21 protein-coding genes and 1 pseudogene are annotated in these 20,849 nt (G+C 71.9%); 14 read left to right on the top strand and 8 right to left on the bottom strand.

Annotated elements, in window-relative coordinates:
* Positions 1 to 64: 64 nt before the first annotated feature.
* On the top strand, positions 65 to 664 hold the full coding sequence (locus K7G59_RS11735) for a class I SAM-dependent methyltransferase (protein ID WP_225833182.1): 600 nt from the start codon (positions 65 to 67) through the stop codon (positions 662 to 664).
* 17 nt (positions 665 to 681) lie between these two features.
* On the opposite strand, the gene K7G59_RS11730 is transcribed toward K7G59_RS11735, so the two are convergent.
* On the bottom strand, positions 682 to 1,437 hold the full coding sequence (locus K7G59_RS11730) for an alpha/beta fold hydrolase (RefSeq protein ID WP_225833180.1): 756 nt from the start codon (positions 1,435 to 1,437) through the stop codon (positions 682 to 684).
* Positions 1,438 to 1,564: 127 nt separating this feature from the next.
* On the opposite strand from K7G59_RS11730, the gene K7G59_RS11725 reads away from it, so the two are divergent.
* Positions 1,565 to 2,104 carry a PadR family transcriptional regulator gene (locus K7G59_RS11725; RefSeq protein ID WP_225833178.1) on the top strand — a complete coding sequence of 180 codons (540 nt, stop codon included), beginning with the start codon at positions 1,565 to 1,567 and terminating at the stop codon, positions 2,102 to 2,104.
* Here K7G59_RS11725 and K7G59_RS11720 read toward each other — a convergent pair.
* The gene (locus tag K7G59_RS11720) at positions 2,078 to 2,986 is read right to left on the bottom strand and encodes an oxygenase MpaB family protein (protein ID WP_225833175.1); all 909 of its coding nucleotides are present in this window, start codon (positions 2,984 to 2,986) and stop codon (positions 2,078 to 2,080) included. The genes K7G59_RS11725 and K7G59_RS11720 overlap by 27 nt on opposite strands.
* A gap of 271 nt (positions 2,987 to 3,257) precedes the next feature.
* Between K7G59_RS11720 and K7G59_RS11715 the strand changes: the two genes are divergently transcribed.
* Positions 3,258 to 4,118: a hypothetical protein gene (locus K7G59_RS11715; RefSeq protein WP_225833172.1), complete on the top strand. Its 861-nt coding sequence runs from the start codon at positions 3,258 to 3,260 to the stop codon at positions 4,116 to 4,118.
* A 103-nt stretch (positions 4,119 to 4,221) separates the two neighbouring features.
* On the opposite strand, the gene K7G59_RS11710 is transcribed toward K7G59_RS11715, so the two are convergent.
* Both K7G59_RS11710 and K7G59_RS11705 read right to left on the bottom strand, forming a co-directional pair.
* Complete coding sequence (locus tag K7G59_RS11710) at positions 4,222 to 4,407, bottom strand: hypothetical protein (RefSeq protein WP_225833168.1); 186 nt, start codon at positions 4,405 to 4,407, stop codon at positions 4,222 to 4,224.
* A gap of 437 nt (positions 4,408 to 4,844) precedes the next feature.
* Positions 4,845 to 5,624 (bottom strand): IclR family transcriptional regulator, encoded by a 780-nt coding sequence (locus K7G59_RS11705; RefSeq protein ID WP_225833166.1) that lies wholly within the window; start codon positions 5,622 to 5,624, stop codon positions 4,845 to 4,847.
* A 167-nt stretch (positions 5,625 to 5,791) separates the two neighbouring features.
* Between K7G59_RS11705 and K7G59_RS11700 the strand changes: the two genes are divergently transcribed.
* The 5 genes from K7G59_RS11700 to K7G59_RS11680 all read left to right on the top strand — a co-directional run bounded on the left by K7G59_RS11700 (position 5,792) and on the right by K7G59_RS11680 (position 9,886).
* Positions 5,792 to 6,253 (top strand): hypothetical protein, encoded by a 462-nt coding sequence (locus K7G59_RS11700; RefSeq protein ID WP_225833163.1) that lies wholly within the window; start codon positions 5,792 to 5,794, stop codon positions 6,251 to 6,253.
* A gap of 188 nt (positions 6,254 to 6,441) precedes the next feature.
* A complete protein-coding gene (locus K7G59_RS11695) occupies positions 6,442 to 7,890 on the top strand; it encodes an amino acid permease (RefSeq protein ID WP_225833161.1) in 1,449 nt (482 codons plus the stop codon).
* A complete protein-coding gene (locus tag K7G59_RS11690) occupies positions 7,887 to 8,567 on the top strand; it encodes an HAD hydrolase-like protein (protein ID WP_225833158.1) in 681 nt (226 codons plus the stop codon). The genes K7G59_RS11695 and K7G59_RS11690 overlap by 4 nt, the downstream gene beginning before the upstream one ends.
* The gene (locus K7G59_RS11685; protein WP_225833155.1) at positions 8,564 to 9,355 is read left to right on the top strand and encodes a cyclase family protein; all 792 of its coding nucleotides are present in this window, start codon (positions 8,564 to 8,566) and stop codon (positions 9,353 to 9,355) included. The genes K7G59_RS11690 and K7G59_RS11685 overlap by 4 nt, the downstream gene beginning before the upstream one ends.
* A 93-nt stretch (positions 9,356 to 9,448) precedes the next feature.
* On the top strand, positions 9,449 to 9,886 hold the full coding sequence (locus tag K7G59_RS11680; RefSeq protein ID WP_225833153.1) for an Lrp/AsnC family transcriptional regulator: 438 nt from the start codon (positions 9,449 to 9,451) through the stop codon (positions 9,884 to 9,886).
* On the opposite strand, the gene K7G59_RS11675 is transcribed toward K7G59_RS11680, so the two are convergent.
* The 3 genes from K7G59_RS11675 to K7G59_RS11665 all read right to left on the bottom strand — a co-directional run bounded on the left by K7G59_RS11675 (position 9,870) and on the right by K7G59_RS11665 (position 13,801).
* Positions 9,870 to 11,216: an aspartate ammonia-lyase gene (locus tag K7G59_RS11675; protein ID WP_225833150.1), complete on the bottom strand. Its 1,347-nt coding sequence runs from the start codon at positions 11,214 to 11,216 to the stop codon at positions 9,870 to 9,872. The two genes, K7G59_RS11680 and K7G59_RS11675, sit on opposite strands and share 17 nt — an antisense overlap.
* Positions 11,217 to 11,292: 76 nt before the next feature.
* Entirely contained in the window at positions 11,293 to 12,723 is a 1,431-nt protein-coding gene (locus tag K7G59_RS11670) for an aldehyde dehydrogenase family protein (RefSeq protein WP_225833147.1), read from the bottom strand.
* On the bottom strand, positions 12,716 to 13,801 hold the full coding sequence (locus K7G59_RS11665) for a homoserine dehydrogenase (protein ID WP_225833144.1): 1,086 nt from the start codon (positions 13,799 to 13,801) through the stop codon (positions 12,716 to 12,718). Before K7G59_RS11665 ends, K7G59_RS11670 begins: the two co-directional genes overlap by 8 nt.
* 186 nt (positions 13,802 to 13,987) lie before the next feature.
* On the opposite strand from K7G59_RS11665, the gene K7G59_RS11660 reads away from it, so the two are divergent.
* Together K7G59_RS11660 and K7G59_RS34660 are read left to right on the top strand one after the other, a co-directional pair.
* A complete protein-coding gene (locus K7G59_RS11660; RefSeq protein ID WP_225833142.1) occupies positions 13,988 to 14,797 on the top strand; it encodes an IclR family transcriptional regulator C-terminal domain-containing protein in 810 nt (269 codons plus the stop codon).
* Positions 14,798 to 15,167: 370 nt separating this feature from the next.
* The gene (locus K7G59_RS34660) at positions 15,168 to 15,290 is read left to right on the top strand and encodes a hypothetical protein (RefSeq protein ID WP_263976207.1); all 123 of its coding nucleotides are present in this window, start codon (positions 15,168 to 15,170) and stop codon (positions 15,288 to 15,290) included.
* 217 nt (positions 15,291 to 15,507) lie between these two features.
* Here K7G59_RS34660 and xylA read toward each other — a convergent pair whose 3' ends face one another.
* Complete coding sequence (xylA, locus tag K7G59_RS11655; RefSeq protein ID WP_225833141.1) at positions 15,508 to 16,674, bottom strand: xylose isomerase; 1,167 nt, start codon at positions 16,672 to 16,674, stop codon at positions 15,508 to 15,510.
* A gap of 136 nt (positions 16,675 to 16,810) precedes the next feature.
* Between xylA and xylB the strand changes: the two genes are divergently transcribed.
* The 4 genes and pseudogenes from xylB to K7G59_RS11635 form a co-directional block, all read left to right on the top strand.
* Positions 16,811 to 18,304 carry a xylulokinase gene (xylB, locus tag K7G59_RS11650; RefSeq protein ID WP_225833138.1) on the top strand — a complete coding sequence of 498 codons (1,494 nt, stop codon included), beginning with the start codon at positions 16,811 to 16,813 and terminating at the stop codon, positions 18,302 to 18,304.
* The gene (locus K7G59_RS11645) at positions 18,301 to 19,509 is read left to right on the top strand and encodes an ROK family transcriptional regulator (RefSeq protein WP_225833135.1); all 1,209 of its coding nucleotides are present in this window, start codon (positions 18,301 to 18,303) and stop codon (positions 19,507 to 19,509) included. Before xylB ends, K7G59_RS11645 begins: the two co-directional genes overlap by 4 nt.
* Before the next feature lie 304 nt (positions 19,510 to 19,813).
* Positions 19,814 to 20,419 carry an N-acetylmuramoyl-L-alanine amidase gene (locus K7G59_RS11640; RefSeq protein ID WP_225833131.1) on the top strand — a complete coding sequence of 202 codons (606 nt, stop codon included), beginning with the start codon at positions 19,814 to 19,816 and terminating at the stop codon, positions 20,417 to 20,419.
* 115 nt (positions 20,420 to 20,534) lie between these two features.
* Positions 20,535 to 20,849, top strand: a pseudogene (locus K7G59_RS11635) (hypothetical protein); the annotation flags it as partial.

The following is a 20,849-nucleotide window of genomic DNA, read 5'->3' as shown; positions in this document are numbered from 1 at the left end:
ACGATCGGTCCCGCTCGAACATGCGCACAGGAATCTGCCCGTGCCGTGAGGGATCATGCAGTACATGAGCGATGACCACGCACACGTCCAGGCGTTCTTCACCGCACGGGCGGCCGACTGGGACAGCAGGTTCCCCGACGACGGCCCTGCCTACGCGGCTGCCGTGGCCGACCTGGGTCTCAGGGCGGGCGACCGCGTGCTCGACGCGGGCTGCGGTACGGGGCGCGCCCTGCCGCCGCTGCGCGCCGCCGTAGAGTCCTCGGGAGTGGTGGTGGGCGTCGACCTCACCCCGGCGATGCTGCAGGCCGCCGTACAAGCGGGCAGGGACCGGGACGGGCGACTGCTGCTCGCCGACGTCGCGGCGCTGCCGCTGCAGTCGGGGTCCCTGGACGCCGTGTTCGCCGCAGGCCTGATCGCCCACCTGCCGCAACCGGTGGCCAACCTGCGGGAGCTGGCCCGCGTGGTGCGGCCGGGCGGCATGCTCGCCCTGTTCCATCCGATCGGGCGGGCGGCCCTGGCAGCGCGTCAGGGTCGGCAGATCACCCCGGACGACCTGCGGGCCGAGGCGAATCTCGGCCCTCTGCTGGCCTGTTGCGGATGGCGCATGACGTCGTACGCGGACGAGGACGCGCGTTTCCTCGCGCTGGCCGTGCGCGAGGACTGACGAGCGGGGCGGCCGGGTCAGTGCCACCCGGCGACGGCCGCCACGAAGGCGTCGGGGTTGTCGAACATGACGTTGTGCCCGGCGCCCGGGACGGTCACCACGCGCACCCCCGTGGCCTCCAGGCGCTCCCTGCCCGGGAGTTCGCCGCTGTGCTCGCCCTGCAGATAGACGCGGTCGACGGCCAGGCCCTCCAAGATCGTGCGCATCACGGGGTCCGAGCCGCGTCGCAGTGCGGCGGCGGTGCGGTGCAGGGCACGCGGATCGGCAAGCCGCATGGTGGCCGCCCACAACGGGCCGACGGCCGCCAGCACGCGCGCGTACGCACTTTCTACGAACTCGTCCTCTTCGTAGGCGGCGATGCCGCTGCTGCCGGCGGTCGGCGGCGGGAACGCGTCCAGGTTGGCCTCGGCGAGGACCAGCCGGGAGACGAGATCGGGCCGCCGGTGGGCGAGCACGATGGCGACGGCGCCGCCCATGCTGTGCGCGATCAGCTCGGAGCGGGCGACTTGCGCCTCGTCCAGGGCGATCGCCACCGCGTCGGCGTGCTCCTCCAGCGTGTAGCCGTAGTGCCGGGGCCGGTCGCTGATGCCGTGCCCGGGCAGGTCCACGAACAGACTCCGGCGGCCCGCAAGTTCGGGACGGGCCGCGATGTGCGCGTGATAGACGGCGGACATCGACCCGAGCCCGTGCAGATACACGCGCGCGGGCTCCGAGCCCGGCACTTCGGTCCAGCGGATCCGGCTCCCCCTGCTGTCGAATTCGGCCTGCTTCAACGTGCCCCTCCCTGATGCCTGCGGCGGCATGACGTGTCCGCCTGCGCACAATACATCGAGGCCGAGGTATAGCTGAAACGAAATATGAATGTCACGAGGTACAGCGGTCTCGGGAGAGAATGCGGTCATGCTGGAACTCGCCATCCTCGGCTTCCTGTACGACGCCCCGCTCCACGGCTACGTCCTGCGCAGGCACATCGCCGCACTCACCGGCCACGTACGGCCCGTCGCCGAGAGCACGCTGTACCCGGCGATCAAGCGGCTGGAGAAGGCAGGCTTGCTGGCCCGGGCCACCGAACCCGGTGCCGTGGCCGCGCCGCGCCACGTGCTGACCCTCACCGAGGAGGGCAGGCGGGAGCTGCGGCGGCGCCTCGCCGAGCCCGCGCAGCGCGAGATCACCGACGAGAACAACTGGTTCACGCTGCTGGCGTTCCTGCGCCACCTCGAGGATCCGACCGCCCAGGCGGCCGTACTGCGGCGCCGACTGGCCTTCCTGGAGGAGCCGGCAAGCTTCTTCTACGACGACGGCGACCGGCCCCTGCGCGCCGAGGAACTGGACGATCCCTTCCGGCGGGGCGTCCTCACCATCGCACGTGCCACGAGCCGGGCCGAGCTGGCCTGGCTCCGCGACACCCTCGCGTCACTCGCAGGAGGCGTCGGCGGCTGAGGCGCCCGGGTGCCGGACGGGGCAGCCACGGAGTCCCGGGACCGGACGGGTGCCCAGGTCGGCCGGCCGGTAGCCGTTCGGATAGCCCTTGACCTCCCGGTTCTGGCGGGCGAAGTGCGGCGCGCTGCGCGGCGGCAAGAGGCGGACCAGCCGACCGCGCGTCCGCACGGCACAGCGGACGAGCGCGGCGGTGGTGGAGGAGGGTGCCGGGTAGCGGAACGCACGCAGCAGCGGGTCGTCGAGCAGGGCGAGCGTGGCCGTGCGCACCAGCGGCGCCAGGGGGCGCGGGTACCAGGACGCCATGAGGTCGAGTGTGGCGTCGGACACCCGCCGCGCCTGCTCGTCCCACCCGAAGTGCGCCTCTTCGTAGGCGTCGAGAAGCGCTTCGAACTCCTCATAGGTCTCGGGGACACCGGGGATGCCCATGTGCCGGCCGAGGGCGCGGTAGTGCTCGGTGCCGGCGACGATCTCGTGCCGGGACAGGCGCCGCCATCCATAGGCGTCGATCCACCGCCTGGGCATCACGACGAAGGTACTGAGCACGTACCGCATGTCGTCGTCGCTGATGTCGTAACTGCGGTGCATCTGGTTGATACGGCGGATCGCGGTCCGCGCCTCCTGCGACGCGAATCCGTGCTCCACGACGGCGTCGAGCAGCAGCGCCGTGTCGTCGTACCGCTTCTGGCTGCGCTCGGTCATCTCCGCCGTCTGCGCCAGCAGCCGCCCGATGCTCGGCACGGCGTACGTGCGGTACAGGGCCAGCTCCAGGGCGCGCGTGTAGTCCCAGGGGAACTCGTGGGCGACGCTGAGCCGGTAGATCTCCGGCGCGTCTGCCACCGGGTCCATGCGACGGATCTGTTCGAGCCGCTCGAAGCGCTTCACCGGGTCGCCCCCCTCCTGCTGCCGAAACTCCAACTCTACGTTCTCCGCGTTGCGCAGAGCAGACGTGACCAGCGAGGATCCCGGGCGGGGTGCAGCGGGGCGCGTGTTCGGCGAGGCTGTCCGCGGCCTTGCGCGGGGCCCGTGCACACTCGGGTCGTTTCGCCCCTGTCCAGGCGGAAACCTGCAGGTCCGCGTGGTGTGCGGAGTCGTGACAAGCGGCTTCCGCTGGCATTAGGGTGCGCGCCGTTGGGTGAACCACTGGGAGGCAGGGATGGCCGGAACGGACGACGAGGCCGTCGCCGCCGCGGACGATGCGCTGTATGTGCTGACGGCGGTACTGCTGACGCCGGCACAGTTTCCGAGCGTGCTGGGCGACGACTATCCGGAGGCCTGTGCGACGCTGGGCCTCGTACCCCACGCCGACGGGTACGGCTTGGTGCTGGGCCAGGACGGCGGTGGGGCTCGCTGGACGGTCGTCATCGACGACGTCTCGCTGGTCGCCGTGGCGATCGCATCCTGGGACTGTGGCATGCAGTACGAGCTGTCGCCGGACGAGCGCGCGGTCGTGACCGCCCTGCCGGGCTGGCCTCTGGCGGTCGCCGTCCAAGCCCCCGGTGTGCCCGCGCCGCACGACCCCGCGGCCGACGTCGCGGAGGGGCGTCCGCTGAGCCCGCCGGACACCAGTACCTGGGGCCCGGCGCAGCGGCGCCTCGGGGCGGACGAGATCGCGCTGCAGTGGGCGTCATGGCGGGAACAGATCGACGACGCCGACTTCACCGCCCCGGGAGAGCCGACGGAGTCCGGCGCGGCCTCGCCGGAGGGCTCGGAGGGCGCCCCTTCGGAAGACGCAGCGGCGGGCGGCGGCCATCAGGGCGTCCGGCGTGTCCTGGCGGAGGCGCGAGCCTATGTCGACTCGCCGCCGCCGATCGGCCGGGTGCGTTCGTCGTTCGCGCCGGGCGACGCCCGTACCCTGCGCGCCGACGGACCCGGCTGGTCGCTCGTGGCCCGCACCGACGACATCGCGTTCGTCCTGCTCGACGAGGAACCCGGAGAGGTCCTCCCCGTGGGCAGGGGGCCTGAACTGCCGGGCCTGCTGGACGCGCTCGACAAGTTGGCCGTACGGCCGATCTGAGCCCATGGGGGCCGCGGCCCGGCCGGAGAGCGCGGCCCCCGGCGCCCGGGCGGCAGGGCACGCGCGACCGCTCGACGGGCCGTCCGAGGCATCCACCCGGCTGTCAGCGGCCCAGTTCCTTGCGTCCGAGCCGACGGAGCCTGCGCCGCTGCGAAGGGTCCAGCGCCAGATACCCGGCCGCCGGCACTCCGACCAGGACCAGGAACACCACCCACCAGGGCAGCCCTACCAGCCACAGGACGAGCCCGACCGCCACACCTCCCGCGGCGATCTTCGCGTTCTTCGACATGAGCGTCGCCTCCTTCACGGCCACTGGCGCTCTCTGCTGTGAGAACGGCCCCGCAGGCGCCGCGGTTCCACCTCCAGCCCCTGAGACATCCCTGAGACTGCCCCCTACGGGCAAGCGACCGCTCCTCTCAGGTCCGCCACCCCGTTGAGGCGTCGAAGGCAGGTGGATCCCGGCCGCCCATCCCGCGGCTACCACTCGGCGAAGTCCTCGTCGTGCCATAAGCCGTCCAGTCGATCCCTCACCCACATCGCCGTCGTACCGTCCGGATTGCTCGCCCGCGCGACTCGGGCGGTCAGGGGCGGATCTTTCTCACCGGAGCGGGGGCGAACGGACAACGAGCACCTCAACTATTGAAGCGACCATCGGAACCGCCCCGAGTGTGCCGGTCGATCATGCCACCGCACTTAGAAACAACAAGATCCCCGACAGGGTCGAGCTCAGGCCCCGCGCAGAGCTGTCTCCAAAAAGCGGCCCCCGCGCAGGGCGGCGTCGACGCAATCCTGTGTCCTTGGTTCCAGACGCCGTCGCGGTCCGACGACCTGTACGGCGGCGACGACCTCGCCGGTGAAGTCGCGGACCGGCACGGCGACCGAGTACAGGCCAGGCTCGGCCTCCTCGTCCACGACGGAGTATCCGCGCCGCCGGGTCAGCTCCAGCCGCCGCAGGAAGTCGTCGAGGTCGGTGGGGGTGTTGGGGCCGTGGCGGACGAACTCGGTGCGGGCGAAGACCGCGGCCACCTCGTCGTCGTCGGCGTCGCTCAGCAGCGCCTGGCCGCAGTCGCTGCAGTAGGCCGGGTAGGGGCGGCCGATCCAGGAGCCGAGCTGGCGGCTGCCCGGCGGAACCCGTTCGGCGATGGTCACGGTGGTGTCGCCGACCAGGATGCCGAGGTAGCAGCTCTCGCCGGTCTCGGCGGCCATCCCCTCCAGCACGGTGAGCCCGTCGGTGCGCAGCCGGTGCGCGGTGAGGTCGCGCGCCGCGGCGTAGAGCCGCCAGTGCGGGGTGACACCGCCCGAGATGTCGTCGCGGCCGACGAACTCCTCCGCGGTCATGGCGGTGAGCATGCGGGACAGCTGGCTGCGGTCGCGGTCCAGCTGCCGGGCCAGCTCCGAGACGGACACGGCCGAGCCGAGCCGCCGGCCGCCGGCCGTACTGCGGGCGAGCGCCGACAGGGCGTCCAGGCCCCTCGTCACGCTTGAGTCCACGCGCCCCTCCGGCATGCCGACACCTGCGTCCACCGGGGCCGCCGTCCCCGTGACCTGTCGCTGCGCACTCTAGCGCCCACCCCTCAAGAATCACGGAATGTGCAGCATCTGCATCTTGCCGTGCATTTAATGCACGCCTAACATCCTCGTACCAGCCGCCGAACGCCGAGGGATGAGAACGCATGGTCACGACGACGATCACGCCGGAAGCCACCGCACAGGACCGAAAGCCCGTACGGCGCCGCACGGTCCGGGCGATCAAGGTGCACTGGCCGGTCCCGGCGGAGACCCTGGCCGCGTGCGCGGCGGGCGACCTGGACGCGTTGCGTGCCGACGAGTCCTTCGCCCCGCTGCTGCGGGTCCTGGAGACCTCACCCGAACTCGGCGACTTCGGCGTCTACGGCGATGTCTTCGAGGTGGCCCTCGGCGTGGAGAGCTTCACCGTGCGGACCGGCGCCAGGCCCACCCTCGGCTCGGTCGGCGGACGCTTCCTCTCCTCGACGCTCGCGGTGACCACGTACGTCGACGCCACGGCCGGCGACGACGAACTGGCCCTGCTCCTCGGCCGCCTCACCGACGTCCACCCTTGGGAGGTCCCGGTGATCGAACTCTCCGCCCCCATGGACCTCGTCACCCGGGCCTGACCCCGCCCCACCCCCGACCTCCTCCTCCCGAGCCCGCCGCCCGCACCGGGCGACCGCTCCCCTCCGTGTGCGACCACCCCCGCGCGCACGCCTCCCCCCGCCGAAAGTGGCCCGACCCCGCAGCCATGTCCTGCCGATCCCCCCCCCACGCCCCGTCCTCCCCGCCCCGCTCCGCAGAGGAGACCGCCGTGTCCGTCTCAGCCGTACCGGAAAACCCGCTGGCCGCCGCCGACTCCGCTCCCCAGCCGCCCTCCGACGGCCTGCGCAGAACCATGCGCTCCCGCCATCTCGTCATGATCGCGATGGGCGGTGTCATCGGCTCGGGTCTCTTCCTCAGCTCGGGGTTCACCGTCTCCCAGGCCGGTCCCCTCGGCGCCGTACTCGCCTACCTGGTTGGCGCGTTCGTCGTCTGGCTGGTGATGGCCTGCCTCGGTGAACTCGCCGTCACCTACCCCGTCTCCGGCGCCTTCCACGTCTACGCCTCCCGCTCGATCGGCCCCGCCACCGGCTTCGCCACCGCCTGGCTGTACTGGCTGACCTGGGCCGTCGCGCTCGGCTCCGAGTTCACCGCGTGCGGACTGCTGATGCAGCGCTGGTTCCCCGGGATCAGCGTCTGGGTGTGGTGCGTGGTCTTCGCGGCCGTCGTCTTCGGCGTGAACGCCTTCTCGGCCCGCGTCTTCGGCGAGACCGAGTACTGGTTCTCGCTGGTCAAGGTGATCGCCGTGGTCACGCTCATCGTCCTCGGCGGCGCCGCCCTGTTCGGCTTCCACCCGCTGGCCTCCGGCGGCTCGCACCCCTTCCTCCTGCAGAACTTCGACACCCCCGACGGCCTCTTCCCGAACGGCTTCTCCGGCGTCCTGGTCACCGTGCTCGCCGCGTTCTACGCCTTCTCCGGCTCCGAGCTGATCGGCGTCGCCGCCGGCGAGACCGAGAACCCGGCCGAGGCCGTCCCGAAGGCGCTGCGCGTCACCGTCGTACGCCTGCTGGTCTTCTTCGTCGGCGCCATCACGGTGATCGCCGCGACCATCCCGTACCAGAAGGTCGGCCTGGACGAGAGCCCGTTCGTCACCGTCTTCTCGTCCCTCGGCATCCCCTACGCCGCCGACGCCATGAACTTCGTGATCATCACCGCGCTGCTGTCGGCCGGCAACAGCGGTCTGTACTCCTGCGCCCGGATGCTGTTCTCCCTCGCGGAGGAGAAGCAGGCCCCGCAGGCGCTGCGCCGGCTCACCCGCCGCGGCATCCCGCTGACGGCGCTCGCGCTCAGCATGCTCGGCGGCCTCGCCTCCCTGGTGAGCAGCGTCGCGGCTCCCGAGACCGTCTACCTGGTGCTGGTGTCGATCGCCGGGTTCGCCGCCGTCGGCGTCTGGATGTCCATCGTCGCCGCGCAGTTCTTCCACCGCCGGGCCTTCCTCCGCGCGGGCGGCGACCTCGGCAGCCTGCCCTACCGCACGCCCTTCTACCCGGTCGTCCCCGTCCTCGCCTTCGTCCTGTGCCTCGCCTCGCTCGTCGGTATCGCCCTGGACCCGGCGCAGGCGACGGCCCTGTACTTCGGCGTCCCGTTCGTCGCGGGCTGCTACCTCTACCACTGGCTGCGGTACGACCGCCGCCGCACTGCTGCCGGGGCGGTCGCGTGAAGCCGCCCACCTGCGTCCTGCTCGACCTCGACGGCACCCTCGTGGACTCCGCCGCAGGCGTGACCGCCAGCGCCGCCGAGGCCCTGCGGGCGGTCGGGGCCCCGGTCCCCGACGCGCCCACGCTGCGCACCTTCGTCGGCCCGCCGATGTACGACACCTTCCGCGACGTCGTAGGCCTGCCGGAGCCCGCCGCGCGGGCCGCTCTCGCCGCCTACCGCGCGGAGTATGCCCGCACCGGCGCCTTTGCCGCCGCCGTGTATGAGGGGATACCCGAACTCCTCGACACCCTGGCCGCGCGCGGGCTCCCGCTGGGCATCGCAACCTCCAAGGTGCAGGACCAGGCCGAGCTGATGGCCCGCCGCTTCGGCCTCGACTCCCGGCTGAGCACCATCTGCGGGGTGTCCGACGAGGCCGGCCGTACGACGAAACGGCTGGTGATCCGGGAGTGCGTCGCCCGGCTGCGGGCGGCCGGCGCGGACGTCAGCCGCCCGCTCATGGTGGGTGACCGGGCCTACGACATCGAGAGCGCCGCCGCCGAAGGGATCCCCGCCGTCCATGTGCGGTGGGGGTACGGCGGCCCCGAGGAGTCGGCGGGCGCCCTCGGATCCGTCACCGAACCGGCCGAACTCGCCGAGCTGTTGAAGAACACCGTCGAAACAGAGGACCAGCACGCATGACATCGCACGCGCACCCGGTCACCACCCCGTCCACCGCTCCCGAACCGCCCTTGTGGGCCCTGCACCGGGAACTGATCGGCAAGACGGTCCGCACCGATCTCACGCACGCCTTCCACCCGGGCCAGCCGCACTTCCCGGCCTTCCCGGACGAGAAGCGCGAGATGCCCTTCGACATGTCCCGCGGCGACGGCTTCAACGTGCACCTGTACACGATCGTCGGGCAGTGGGGCACCCACGTCGACCCGCCCGTGCACTTCGTCGACGGTGCCCGGCCCCTGGACGAGATACCCGTCGACGAGATGATCCTGCCGCTCGTCGTCCTCGACATCACCGAGCGCGTCGACGCCGACCCGGACGCCGTACCGACGCTGGCCGACGTGGCGGCCTGGGAGGCGCGCAACGGCCGTATCCCGCAAGGGGCGTTCGTCGCGCTGCGTACCGGCTGGGGCCGCCGCTGGCCCGACCCGGCAGCCATGGCCAACAAGGACGCGGCGGGGGTGAGCCACTACCCGGGCTGGTCCGCCGAGGTACTGACCCACCTCTTCGAGGAGGCCGGCGTCACCGCGATCGGGCACGAGCAGACCGACACCGACCCGGGACTGGCCACCTCCGCCGGGGACTTCAGCCTGGAGAGCTACGTCCTGGAACGGGACCGCTGGCAGATCGAGCTGATGGCCGACCTCGACCTGGTGCCGGAGGCGGGCGCGCTGATCGTCGCCACCTGGCCCAAGCCGCAGGGCGGTTCGGGCTTCCCGGCCCGCGTCTTCGCCCTGCACCACGCCGACTGACCTCCGCCGCACCACCAGCTCCGGCGGCCGTCCCGACACGGCCGCCGGAGCTTTCGCCGGTCCGGAGACACCTGAGGAGACGGGCACAGCGCCATGGACGCCATCGACGAGCAGATCATCACCGAACTCACCCGCAACGCCCGGATCTCGCACGCCGAGCTGGGCCAGCGGGTGCGGCTGTCCCGCAACGCCGTGCGCCAGCGCGTCGAACGCCTGGAGCGGCAGGGGCACATCGGCGGCTACACGATCGTCCGCCCGTCCCACGGGCCGGACCGTGCCGCGGTCGCCGCGCACGTCCTGGTCTACCGCGAGGACCGGATGCGTGGCGGCGACGTCCTCGCCGCTCTCAAACGCATCCCCGAGGTGGTCTCCTGTGATGTCCTCAGCGGCCAGTTCGACCTGCTGGTCAGCGTGGAGGCGGCCACCCTGGAACGCGTACAGGGCATCTGGGAGCAGATAGCCCAGATGCCCGGTGTACGGGACACGGTGACGGCGCTGGCGCTGTCCCGGGTGGTCAGCCGGCCGCGGTGAGGTCCGTGGCCATCAGCCGCAGCGCGGTCTCGCGATCCAGCAGCCCGCGCCGTACGACCACGTCCACCACGTCCGCCCCGGTCCGCGCGGCCTCCCGGGAGACGTCGGCGGCGGTCTCGTGGCCGATGCGCGGGGCGAGCGCCGTCACCGCGCCGACTGTTCCGGCGCCAGTTCGCGCGAGATGCTCCCGGTTGGCGGTGATGCCCGCCACACACCGGGTGCGCAGCGCCTCGCAGCCGTGCGTGAGCCGGCCGATGTGCTGCAACAGCAGGTACCCGATGAGCGGTTCGAACGCATTGAGCTGCAACTGCCCGTTGTCGGCCGCCATGGTGATCGCGACGTCCGCGCCGGCGGTCGCGAACGCGATCTGGTTGACCATCTCGGGAATCACCGGGTTCACCTTCCCCGGCATCACCGACGAACCAGCCTGCACAGCAGGCAGGTTGATCTCCGCGAGGCCCGCGTGCGGCCCGCTGGCGAGCAGCCGCAGATCGCTGCACACCTTCGACAGCTTCACCGCCGTACGCTTCAACACCCCCGACACCAGCAAGAACACACCGGTGTCCGAGGTGGCCTCCACCAGGTCGGCGGCGGGCGTGAGATCGAGTCCGGTCAGCGCCCGCAGATGCCGTACGGCCGCCGCCGCGTAGCCCGGCTCGGCGGCGATGCCGGTGCCGATCGCGGTCGCGCCGAGGCTGGTCTCGGCCAGCAGCGGCAGGGTCTCGCCGATCCGCTGGACGTCCTCGGCGACTGTGACGCCGAAGGCGGCGAACTCCTGGCCCAGCGTCATCGGCACGGCGTCCTGCAACTGGGTGCGGCCCGCTTTCACGACCGTCGCGAACTCCTCGCCCTTGTCAGCGAACTCCGCCGAGAGAAGGGTGAGTTCTCCGGTCAGCTCGGTCAGGGCGGCGCTGATGGCGATCCGCAGCGCGGTGGGGTAGGTGTCGTTCGTGGACTGACAGCGGTTGACATCGTCCAGCGGGTCGAGGTGCTCGTACCGCCCGCGCTCGTGGCCCAGGTGCTCCAGCGCGAGGTTCGCGATCACCTCGTTGGCGTTCATGTTGGTGCTGGTGCCCGCGCCGCCCTGGATGACGTCCACCCGGAACTGGTCGTGGTGACGGCCGTCCGCGACGACCCGGCAGGCCGACGCGACGGCCTGCACCTTGTGCGGTTCCAAGGCCCCGATCTCGCCGTTGGCTAGCGCCGCCGCATGCTTTACCTGCGCCAGCGCGCGGACGAGATGGGGGTGGGCGCCGACGGGGACCCCACTGGCCCGGAAGTTCTCCAGGGCCCGTGCGGTGTGCACGCCCCAGTAGGCCTCGGCGGGCACCGGTACGTCCCCAGCGCGTCGGACTCGATCCGGAACCCGCCGCCGAAGCCTCCGGACGTCCCCGTCCCCGGCTGGCTCACTCCGCCTCCCTGTTGAGGCAGACCACCTTCGGCTGGGTCATCTCCTCGTAGGCGAAGCGCACGCCCTCGCGGCCCATGCTGCCGTACTTGAAGCCGCCGAAGGGCATCGCGTCGAAGCGGTAGTCGGAGGAGTCGTTGACCATCACGCCTCCGGCCTCCAGCAGCTGTGCGGCGGCCATCGCCCGGTCAAGCGAGCCCGTGAAGACGGCCGCGTGCAGGCTGAAGTCGATCTCGTTGGCCCGCTCGACGGCCTCCTCGAAGGAGTCCACGGGCTGGAGCACGACGACCGGTGCGAACGCCTCCTCGCGCCAGAGCGCCGCCGTGCCCGGCACATCCTCCAGCACGGTCGGCGCGTAAAGGCCGCCGTCCCGCTCGTGCCCGCACAGCAGCCGGGCGCCCTCGGCGAGCGCGGCCGTGACCGTGGCCTCGGCGGCGGTCGCCGCCTCCTTGCTGATCATCGGGCCGACGTCGGTGCGCACGTCCGCCGGGTCACCGGCCCGCAACCGCCGGGTCCGCTCGACGAAGGCGTTCCGGAACGCCTCGTACACCTCGCGCTCGACGAGGATGCGCTGGGTGCCGATGCAGTTCTGCCCGGCCGCCCAGAACGCCCCGGAGACGCACGCGTCCACGGCCGCGTCAAGGTCGGCGTCCGCGAACACCAGGACGGGAGCGTTGCCGCCCAGGTCCATCGCAAGTTTCTTCAGACCCGCGGTGCGGGCGATGGCCTCCCCGGTGCGGAACCCGCCGGTGAAGGACACCATCCGCACGTCCGGCGACGCCACCACGGCCGCACCCAGCTCAGCGCCGCCGTTGACCACGGTCACCACCTCCTCCGGCAGCCCGGCCTCCACCAGCGTGTCGACCAGCCGCAGCGCGGACAGGGGTGTGAGCAGGGACGGTTTGAGGACGACCGCGTTGCCTCCCGCGATCGCCGGGCCGAGCTTGTGCGCGACCAAGTTGAGCGGGTCGTTGTACGGCGTGACGGCCGCGATGACGCCCAGCGGCTCACGGGTGAACCAGCCCAGCCGACCCTCGGATCCCGCGTACGCGTCGAACGGCACCACCTCGCCCGCGTTGCGGCGGACCTCGGCGGCGGACAGCCGCAGGGTGTTGACCGCGCGGTCGGTCTCCTTGCGGGCTTGGACCAGTGTCTTGCCCGCCTCAGCGACGATCAGCCGGGCGAACGACTCGGCGCGCTCCTCGATCAGCCGGGCCGCGCCGTCCAGCACGGCCGCGCGGGCGGCGCGGGAGAGCCGGCGGGCCGTCTCCCACCCGGCGCGGGCCCGCCGCAGCACGTCGTCCACGGCGGTGGCCGGGGTGAGACAGACGGAGCCGATGATCTCGCCTGTGTAGGGGTTGCGCACAGAGGCCATGCCCTCAGCCTGTGCGTGGCGGGGCAGCGCGATGTTCAGGGCGATGTCAGCCACGGTGGGCCTCCTGCAGGGTCTTGGCACCGGCGGCCGAGCTGCTCTGCTCGTGGATGCCGATTACGTCGGAGAGCAGGGCGTACGCCGTCTCGGTGCGTCCGGCGCCGGGTCCGCCGACCGTGACGGTGCCCAGCAGGTCGGTATGGAAGGCGACGGTGTTGACGGGGCCGGTGACCCCGGCGAGGGGGTGCCCGTCGGGCAACGCGGCCGGAGCGACCCGGGCCTCCACGGTGCCGTCCGGGCGGCGGGCGGCCGAGCCGACCAGCTTCCAGCGCAGCCCCTCGGCCTCTGCCCGCCGGATGTCCTCGGCGGTGAGCGCCGAGATGCCGGTGCACGGCACGTCCGCGCGGGTCAGGTCGGCGCCCAGCACCTCGTTCGCGAGGATCATGACCTTGAGCTGGACGTCGTACCCCTCGATGTCGGCGGTCGGATCGGCCTCCGCATATCCCAGGTGCTGGGCCTCGGCGACGGCGTCCGCGAAGGACAGGCCGGCCTCCAGGCGGCCGAGGACGTAGTTGGAGGTGCCGTTCAGGACGCCCTCGAAGCCGGTCACGGCCAGTCCGCCGAACATCCGGCGGGCGGTGCGCAGGACGGGGGTGCCGGACATCACCGTGCCCTCGAACTCGAAGCACACGCCGTGCCGCCGGGCCAGTTCGCGCAGGGCCTGGCAGTGCAGGGCGACCGGCCCCTTGTTGGTGGTGCACACGTGCTTGCCAGCCTCGATCGCCCACCGCACGTGCGACAGCGCGGGCTCGCCGTCGGCGGGGTTGGTGAAGGTCGCCTCGGCCACGATGTCGGCGGGCACCTCACGGATCACCCACTCGTTACGGGGCTCCACGCTGCCGCCGTCCATCGCGGAGAAGTCCAGTTCCCCGGGGACGGCGGCGAGCAGCGGTACCAGATCGATCCCGTCCCCGTCCGTGCGGACCAGCGATCCGGCCCGCAGATCGGTGATGGCCACCACCCGCAGCGCGAAACCGAGCTCGGCCTCCAGGGCGTCTCTGCGGCTGGCGATCAGCTCGGCGAGCGCACGGTTCACGCCGCCGAATCCGATGAGCGCGAGGTCGTATCGGGTCATCCGGTCCTCCTTCTCCAGCGGGCACCGCCCACCTGGCGGCCCGGCCACCCACAGCGTCGGGCGCGGGCAGGTCAGTACGACCATGCCGAAGCGATCGGACCGACTGCCGTTGTGCACCGTCCACCTGCCGCACGTCCTGCCGTCGTCGCACCGGCCCGCTGATCAGCGACTCGCTATAGTGCGAACGTGACGACGAACGGCCCCGCACCCCGCCCGCCGGGCAGGGGACAAGCCTCCTCACTGCGCATGGCCCTGCAGATGGTCAACGCGGTCCTGGACCGCGAGGTCTCCGGCCGTAACGGCTTCAACGTCAGCCGACTCGCCGACGAGGTCGGCGTCGAGCGCAGCAAGGCGTCACGCACCATCCAGGATCTGTGCGACAAGGGCTTCCTGGAACGCCGCGACGACTCGACGCTCCGTGCTGGCACCGCCTTCTTCACGACGGCCGCGTCCCTGCACCCCGGCCTGCTCGGCCGCAGCCGTGCGCTGCTGCGCCGCCTGGCCGTCAAGCACGGTGTCGGCGCACGGCTGTCCGTCCGCGACGGCGTCCAGGTCCGGCTGCTGCGCGCCGAGTCCGCCGCGGGCCTCGGCCAGGAGTGGCAGGGCTTGGCGAGCCTCGTCACCCCATGCTGGTGCACCGGCGCCGGCCGCGCGCTCCTCCTCGACCACACCGCCGAGGAGATCACCGCCCTGCTGGACGACTACGAGCTGATCGGTGTCGGCGGCCCCAATGCGGCTCGTTCCGCGAGGGAGGTGGCCGCCGCCAACGACCGCGATCGGCTGCGCGGCTTCGTCGCGGCGCACGGTGAGTTCGAGCACGGCGTCACCGAGTACGCCATCCCTGTGCGTGATACCGCCGGACACATCAGGGGCGCAGTATCGGTCGTCGGCAGGCAGGAGGATCTGGCGACCCGTGAGGAGACCATCCGCACGGACCTCACGGCCGCCGCGACAGCACTGACGAAGTACGTCGACGGTGACAACCCACCTCACTGACACCGCACACAAGAAAGCCCCAAATGGCCGGCCTGGGGTTTCTCTCCGGAGCGAGTGACGAGAATCGAACTCGCACTCTCAGCTCGGCTCTGTCGGGGATCTTGGATATTCCCGGTGCGGCAGCGTGATCAGCGGGCACGTTCGGGCCTGTTTCGCAGGCCGATGCAGTTGTCGAGGGTCCGTTGTCGCTCCGTCCTCGTTCCGGTGAGCAAGTCCCTTCTCTGACCACGCAGATCCGCGGGCGAGCAACCCGGGCGAACGACGTCCTGCGGACGGTCGGCATCCTCGGCGCCCCCGGGGACGCCCCCGGGACGACGGCACCTCGCGGTCGCCGGACCAGCTGGACGTCCCGGCCGCCGCGGGCGTTCCCGTGCTGTCCAAGCAGCTCGTCGTCGGCCTGGGCCGGGTGGACGGGGTGCCGGGGAAGAGCGAGGGCATCGCACGCGGGGGCGACGGCACGCCGGCGCTCGTCCGCGCGACGAGTTCGGGATGACCGGCGGCCCGGGCGCGTTCGACACCCGGGGCCGGCTGGTGGACACGGCGTCAGGACGACGGTGGTGTACGTCGGCTGCCCGAGACACTGTGAACCAGCCGGTGCGCCCCTGGGCCCTCCGAGTCGGTGAATCCGCCCGTCAGCGCGGTTGACCGGGCTGTCCGAACACCGGGGAGAGCGGCTGTACCGGGGCCGCTCTCCCCGCGCGCGGGGAAGCTCAGCCCCGTGCCCCCAGCAGATGGTCCATGGCCAGCTGGTCGAGTCGTTCGAAGCCCATCCCGCGCGCGCCGGCCGCCTCCGCGTCGAAGTCCTCGAAGGCCGTGCGGTCGGCGAGCAGGGCCTGCAGGCCGTCCGCCGCCGTCGCCTGTGCCAGCTCGTCCAGGCGGGCGGCACGCAGTGCCTCCTGGACCTCCGGGTCGGCGCGGAAGGCGGCCGAACGCTCCTTCAGGACGAGGTAGTTCCGCATGCAGCCCGCCGCCGACGCCCACACCCCGTCCAGGTCCTCCGTGCGCGGCGGCTTGAAGTCGAAGTGGCGCGGACCCTCGTAACCGGCGCTCTCCAGAAGGTCGACGAGCCAGAACGCCGCTCGCAGATCACCGGCGCCGAAGCGCAGGTCCTGGTCGTACTTGATGCCGGACTGGCCGTTGAGGTCGATGTGGAAGAGCTTGCCCGCCCACAGGGCCTGCGCGACGCCGTGCGGGAAGTTCAGCCCGGCCATCTGCTCGTGGCCGACCTCGGGGTTGACGCCGTACAGCTCTGGCCGCTCCAGGCGCTCGATAAAGGCGAGCGCGTGGCCGACGGTGGGCAGCAGGATGTCGCCGCGCGGCTCGTTCGGCTTCGGCTCGATGGCGAAGCGGAGGTCGTAGCCCTGGGCGGTGACGTACTCACCGAGCAGGTCGAAGGCCTCCTTCATGCGGTCCAGGGCGGCGCGCACGTCCTTGGCGGCGCCGGACTCGGCGCCCTCGCGGCCACCCCAGGCGACGTACGTCTTCGCGCCCAGTTCGACGGCGAGGTCGATGTTGCGGATCGTCTTGCGCAGGGCGTAGCGGCGCACGTCGCGGTCGTTGGCGGTGAACGCGCCGTCCTTGAAGACGGGGTGCGTGAAGAGGTTGGTGGTGGCCATCGGGACGGTCATGCCGGTCGCGTCGAGGGCCTGGCGGAAGCGCTTGACGTGGGACTCGCGCTCGGTGTCCGAGGCCCCGAAGGGGATCAGGTCGTCGTCGTGGAAGGTCACACCGTAGGCGCCCAGCCCGGCCAGACGGTGCACCGTCTCGACCGGGTCGAGGGCGCGGCGGGTGGCGTCGCCGAACGGGTCCCTTCCCTGCCAGCCGACGGTCCACAGGCCGAAGGTGAACCTGTCGTCGGGGGTGGGCTGGTGGTTCATGCCATGGCTCCTCGCTGCTCCGGACCATTTCGTCATGGCCATTTACAAATTAGTATGCGGACACATCTCTGGGAAGAGACGACCCACCTTGGGGAAGAGACGACGTGTCGTGACGGCACAGTGGAGGGAGAGCCCGATGTCAGCAGCCGAGGGTCCGCTCGTCGTGGGCGTGGACTCGTCCACACAGTCCACGAAGGCGCTGGTCGTCGACGCGTCCACCGGGCAGGTCGTGGCGAGCGGCCGGGCCTCGCACACCGTGTCCTCGGGGGCGGGCCGGGAGAGCGATCCGCGGCAGTGGTGGGATGCGCTGTGCGAGGCGCTGCGCCAGTGCGGCGACGCGGCGCACGAGGCGGCGGCGGTGTCGGTCGGCGGCCAGCAGCACGGCCTGGTCACCCTGGACGAGCACGGCGAACCGGTGCGGCCGGCGCTGCTGTGGAACGACGTCCGTTCGGCGCCCCAGGCCCGCCGCCTGGTCGAGGAGCTGGGCGGCCCGAAGGCCTGGGCGGAGCGGACCGGCAGTGTCCCCGGGGCGTCCTTCACTGTGACCAAGTGGGCGTGGCTGGCGGAGCACGAGCCGGAGGCGGTCCGCGCCACCCGCGCGGTGCGCCTCCCCCACGACTACCTCACCGAGCGTCTCACCGGGCAGGGCACGACCGACCGCGGCGATGTCTCCGGCACCGGCTGGTGGGCGTCCGGAACGGAGACGTACGACACGGAGACGCTCGCGCATATCGGGCTCGATCCGGCGCTGCTCCCCCGGGTGGTGCGGCCGGGGGAGGTGGCCGGCACAGTGCGCGACAGCCAGGATCTTCCGTTCTCGAAGGGCACTCTGGTGGCGCCCGGCACCGGTGACAATGCGGCGGCGGCGCTCGGGCTCGGCCTGCGGCCGGGTACTGCGGTGCTCAGCCTCGGCACCTCCGGCACCGTGTACGCCGTCTCCAAGCACCGCCCGGCCGACCCGACGGGCACCGTGGCGGGCTTCGCCGACGCGCACAGGAACTGGCTGCCGCTGGCCTGCACCCTCAACTGCACGCTCGCCGTCGACCGGGTCGCGGCTCTGCTCGGCCTGGACCGCGAGGCCGTCGAGCCCGGCGGCTGCGCAACCCTGCTGCCGTACCTGGACGGCGAACGCACGCCGAACCTGCCGCACGCCTCCGGGTTGCTGCACGGGCTGCGCCACGACACGACGGCCGGACAGCTGCTGCAGGCCGCCTACGACGGCGCGGTGCACTCACTGCTCGGCGCCCTCGACCTGGTCCTCGACGCGGACGCGGACCGCGGCACCCCGCTGCTGCTGATCGGCGGCGGCGCCCGGGGCAGGGCGTGGCAGGAGACCGTGCGGCGGCTCTCGGGGCAGCCGGTACAGGTACCGCAGGCCCGGGAACTGGTCGCCCTCGGTGCCGCGGCGCAGGCGGCGGGCCTGCTGACCGGCGAGGATCCCGCGGCGGTGGCCCGGCGGTGGAACACGGCCGCGGGTCCGGTGCTGGATGCGGTGGAACGGGACGAGGAGACACTGGTTCGGATCGCCGGGGTACTCTCCGACGCGGCCCCGCTGCTGGAGCGGGGCACGAAAGCAAGGCCGCACGCCCAGAGCCGAGCGGCGGACACCGAGGATCGACGCCAGGCATGACCGCACCGCCGCACCAGTCCCGGCCCTCGGGCGCCGGCCGCGCCCTGCCGGACACCCAGCAGGGCATGCGCCGGCGCAACCTCGCCCGGGTGATGTACGCCGTCAGCGCCGAGGGGCCGCTCTCTCGGGCCGCGGTCGCCTCGCACATCGGGCTGACGCGTGCGGCGGTGTCGACCCTGGTGGACGATTTGATCCGCTGGGGTCTGCTGGAGGAGCTCGGGCCGGAGCGGCCCGGCCGGGTGGGCCGTCCCGGGTCGGCGCTCGCGGTGAGCGGGCACGGCCCGGCCGGGATCGGCGCGGAGATCGGCGTCGACCATCTCGCGGTATGCGCGGTCGACCTGCGCGGCACGGTGCGCGCGCGGGTCGTGCGCCACTGTGGCAACCGTGGGCGTGCACCCGGCCCGGTCATCGAGGATCTGACGGCGCTGGTGCGCCAGGTCGTCACGGACGCGGAGCACGAGGGGCTGTGGCCCGCCGGGCTCGCCGTGGCAGTGCCCGGTCTGGTGGCGCGGGACGGTCGTACGGTCGTACGCGCCCCGAACCTCGACTGGCACGACACCGACGTGGGCGCGCTGCTGCCGGACGGTCCTCCGCTGACCGTGGACAACGAGGCCAACTTCGGCGCCCTGGCCGAGCTGTGGCTCGGCGACCGCACCCCGCGCGACTTCCTGCATGTGTCGGCCGAGATCGGCATCGGTGCGGCGGTGGTGGTGGACGGGCATCTGCTGCGCGGCACACGGGGTTTCGCGGGTGAACTGGGCCATGTGCCGGTACGCCCGGACGGCCCCCCGTGCCCGTGCGGCGGGCGCGGGTGCCTGGAGCAGTACGCGGGCGAGGAGGCGGTGCTGCGTGCCGCCGGGCTCGCACCGCGCGAGGATCCGGTCGGCCTGCTCGCGGAGCGCGCCGAGGCGGGCGATGCGGGCGTCCGGGCAGCCCTGCGGGACGCCGGTACGGCGCTCGGCATCGCCCTCACCGGAGCGGTCAATCTGCTGGATCCCGAGTCGGTCGTGCTCGGCGGCGCCCTGGCCGGTCTCTCACCATGGCTTCTGCCTTCACTGCAGGCGGAGTTGACGGGCCGTACCGCGGGACCGCCGTGCCCGGTGTCGGTGTCCCGGCTGGGCCCGGAAGGCCCGCTGCTCGGCGCGGCGCACTCGGTCGTGCGGGCCGTGCTGGACGACCCGGCGGCGGTGGCGGAGCAGCCCTGACACCTACGCGTCAAGGCCGTTGGGTTCCGGTGCGCCCGAACGGCCGGTCACCCGATGGAGCTCACTCGATCGGGTGACGGAGTTTTCCACAGCTCGCGAGTTGTCCACGCAACCGTGGCGCACCCTTCTGCCCGACTCTCACACGCCGTACCGTGATGCACACGAGGAGCGATCACCGGGCCGTCGTGGCGCTGAAATGGCGCTGCACGCAATGGCAGTTCGCCCCCCGGCGATCGCATCACCGTTGGCCGACACAGAGTCCCCCTTCCGAGAAAGCCCCCACTTCTCCCGAAAGGCACCGTGGATGGACAAGGACCGGGCAAGACCGCACCTGAGCAGGCGTCTGCTCCTGAAAGGCGCAGCCCTCACCGCCGTCCCCTACGCGCTGCTCCCCGGCGCCCCTGCCGTTGCGCAGGTCCAGGCGGTCGACTACCCGCCGGCCGAGTGGCAGCCTGCGAGCATCTCCAACTACACGGCGTCCTCCCGCCCCATCAGTTACGCCATCGACCGGGTCATCATCCATGTCACGCAGGAGACTTATGGCAACACGCTGGCCATCTTCCAGAATCCGCTGAAGAAGGTGTCCGCGCACTATATGGTCCGCTCGGCGGACGGTCACATCGCCCAGTGCGTACGCGAGGCCGACATCGCCTGGCACGCCGGGAACTGGGACTACAACACACGCAGCATCGGCATCGAGCACGAGGGATGGGTGGATCAGCCCGCCTACTTCACCGACGCCCTCTACGAGCAGTCCGCGAAACTGACAGCGGCGATCTGTACGAAATACGGGATCCCCAAGGACAGAGAGCACATCATCGGCCACTACCAGGTCCCCGGCACCGACCACACCGATCCCGGCCCGTACTGGGACTGGGTCCGCTACATCAGACTGGTCAATTTCGCCTAGCGGCGCGCCCGACCGGTTGTCCATGCGAACGCCGCGAGTGACGATGACGGCCGCCGCCGTGTCACCACCGTGACGGCATCGTCTCGTCGTCGTAGCACCGTCCGAGGAGGGGGAGTTGGCCGATCCATGGGTGGCCCTGGAGCCGGGTACGGACCCCGCCGAGCGGGTCCGGGTGCTGCGCCGGGCACACGAGACGTTCACCGCGGTGGGCACGGTGCCGCGGCCGGTACGGCCGGTGGTGGCGGAGTCGTGGCGGCGCAGCGCACGGGCCGGGGTGGCCGTACGCCACATCGGACCTCGTCGGCGACCAGCTTCGATGCGGAGGCCGTCGGAATCCGCGCACCTACAGGAGCATGACGCAGATGGGGCGAGTCGAGCCAGTAGACATCGCGAAGTTGGGCGGTTACTGAGGTTTTCGGGTTGTCGTCGG

Source organism: Streptomyces sp. NK08204 (genome assembly GCF_020400585.1).
In the GTDB taxonomy this organism is placed as follows: domain Bacteria; phylum Actinomycetota; class Actinomycetes; order Streptomycetales; family Streptomycetaceae; genus Streptomyces.
The sequence above is the reverse complement of the archived record's forward strand: the minus strand, read 5'-3'. Positions and strand labels throughout refer to the sequence as shown.

Excerpts from the sequence above, each read along its gene's own strand:
- K7G59_RS11735 (WP_225833182.1), top strand. The coding sequence starts at position 65 with ATGAGCGATGACCACGCACACGTCCAGGCGTTCTTCACCGCACGGGCG.
- K7G59_RS11725 (WP_225833178.1), top strand. The coding sequence starts at position 1,565 with ATGCTGGAACTCGCCATCCTCGGCTTCCTGTACGACGCCCCGCTCCAC.
- K7G59_RS11715 (WP_225833172.1), top strand. The coding sequence starts at position 3,258 with ATGGCCGGAACGGACGACGAGGCCGTCGCCGCCGCGGACGATGCGCTG.
- K7G59_RS11710 (WP_225833168.1), bottom strand. The coding sequence starts at position 4,407 with ATGTCGAAGAACGCGAAGATCGCCGCGGGAGGTGTGGCGGTCGGGCTC.
- K7G59_RS11705 (WP_225833166.1), bottom strand. The coding sequence starts at position 5,624 with ATGCCGGAGGGGCGCGTGGACTCAAGCGTGACGAGGGGCCTGGACGCC.
- K7G59_RS11700 (WP_225833163.1), top strand. The coding sequence starts at position 5,792 with ATGGTCACGACGACGATCACGCCGGAAGCCACCGCACAGGACCGAAAG.
- K7G59_RS11685 (WP_225833155.1), top strand. The coding sequence starts at position 8,564 with ATGACATCGCACGCGCACCCGGTCACCACCCCGTCCACCGCTCCCGAA.
- K7G59_RS11680 (WP_225833153.1), top strand. The coding sequence starts at position 9,449 with ATGGACGCCATCGACGAGCAGATCATCACCGAACTCACCCGCAACGCC.
- K7G59_RS11665 (WP_225833144.1), bottom strand. The coding sequence starts at position 13,801 with ATGACCCGATACGACCTCGCGCTCATCGGATTCGGCGGCGTGAACCGT.
- xylA (WP_225833141.1), bottom strand. The coding sequence starts at position 16,674 with ATGAACCACCAGCCCACCCCCGACGACAGGTTCACCTTCGGCCTGTGG.
- xylB (WP_225833138.1), top strand. The coding sequence starts at position 16,811 with ATGTCAGCAGCCGAGGGTCCGCTCGTCGTGGGCGTGGACTCGTCCACA.
- K7G59_RS11645 (WP_225833135.1), top strand. The coding sequence starts at position 18,301 with ATGACCGCACCGCCGCACCAGTCCCGGCCCTCGGGCGCCGGCCGCGCC.
- K7G59_RS11640 (WP_225833131.1), top strand. The coding sequence starts at position 19,814 with ATGGACAAGGACCGGGCAAGACCGCACCTGAGCAGGCGTCTGCTCCTG.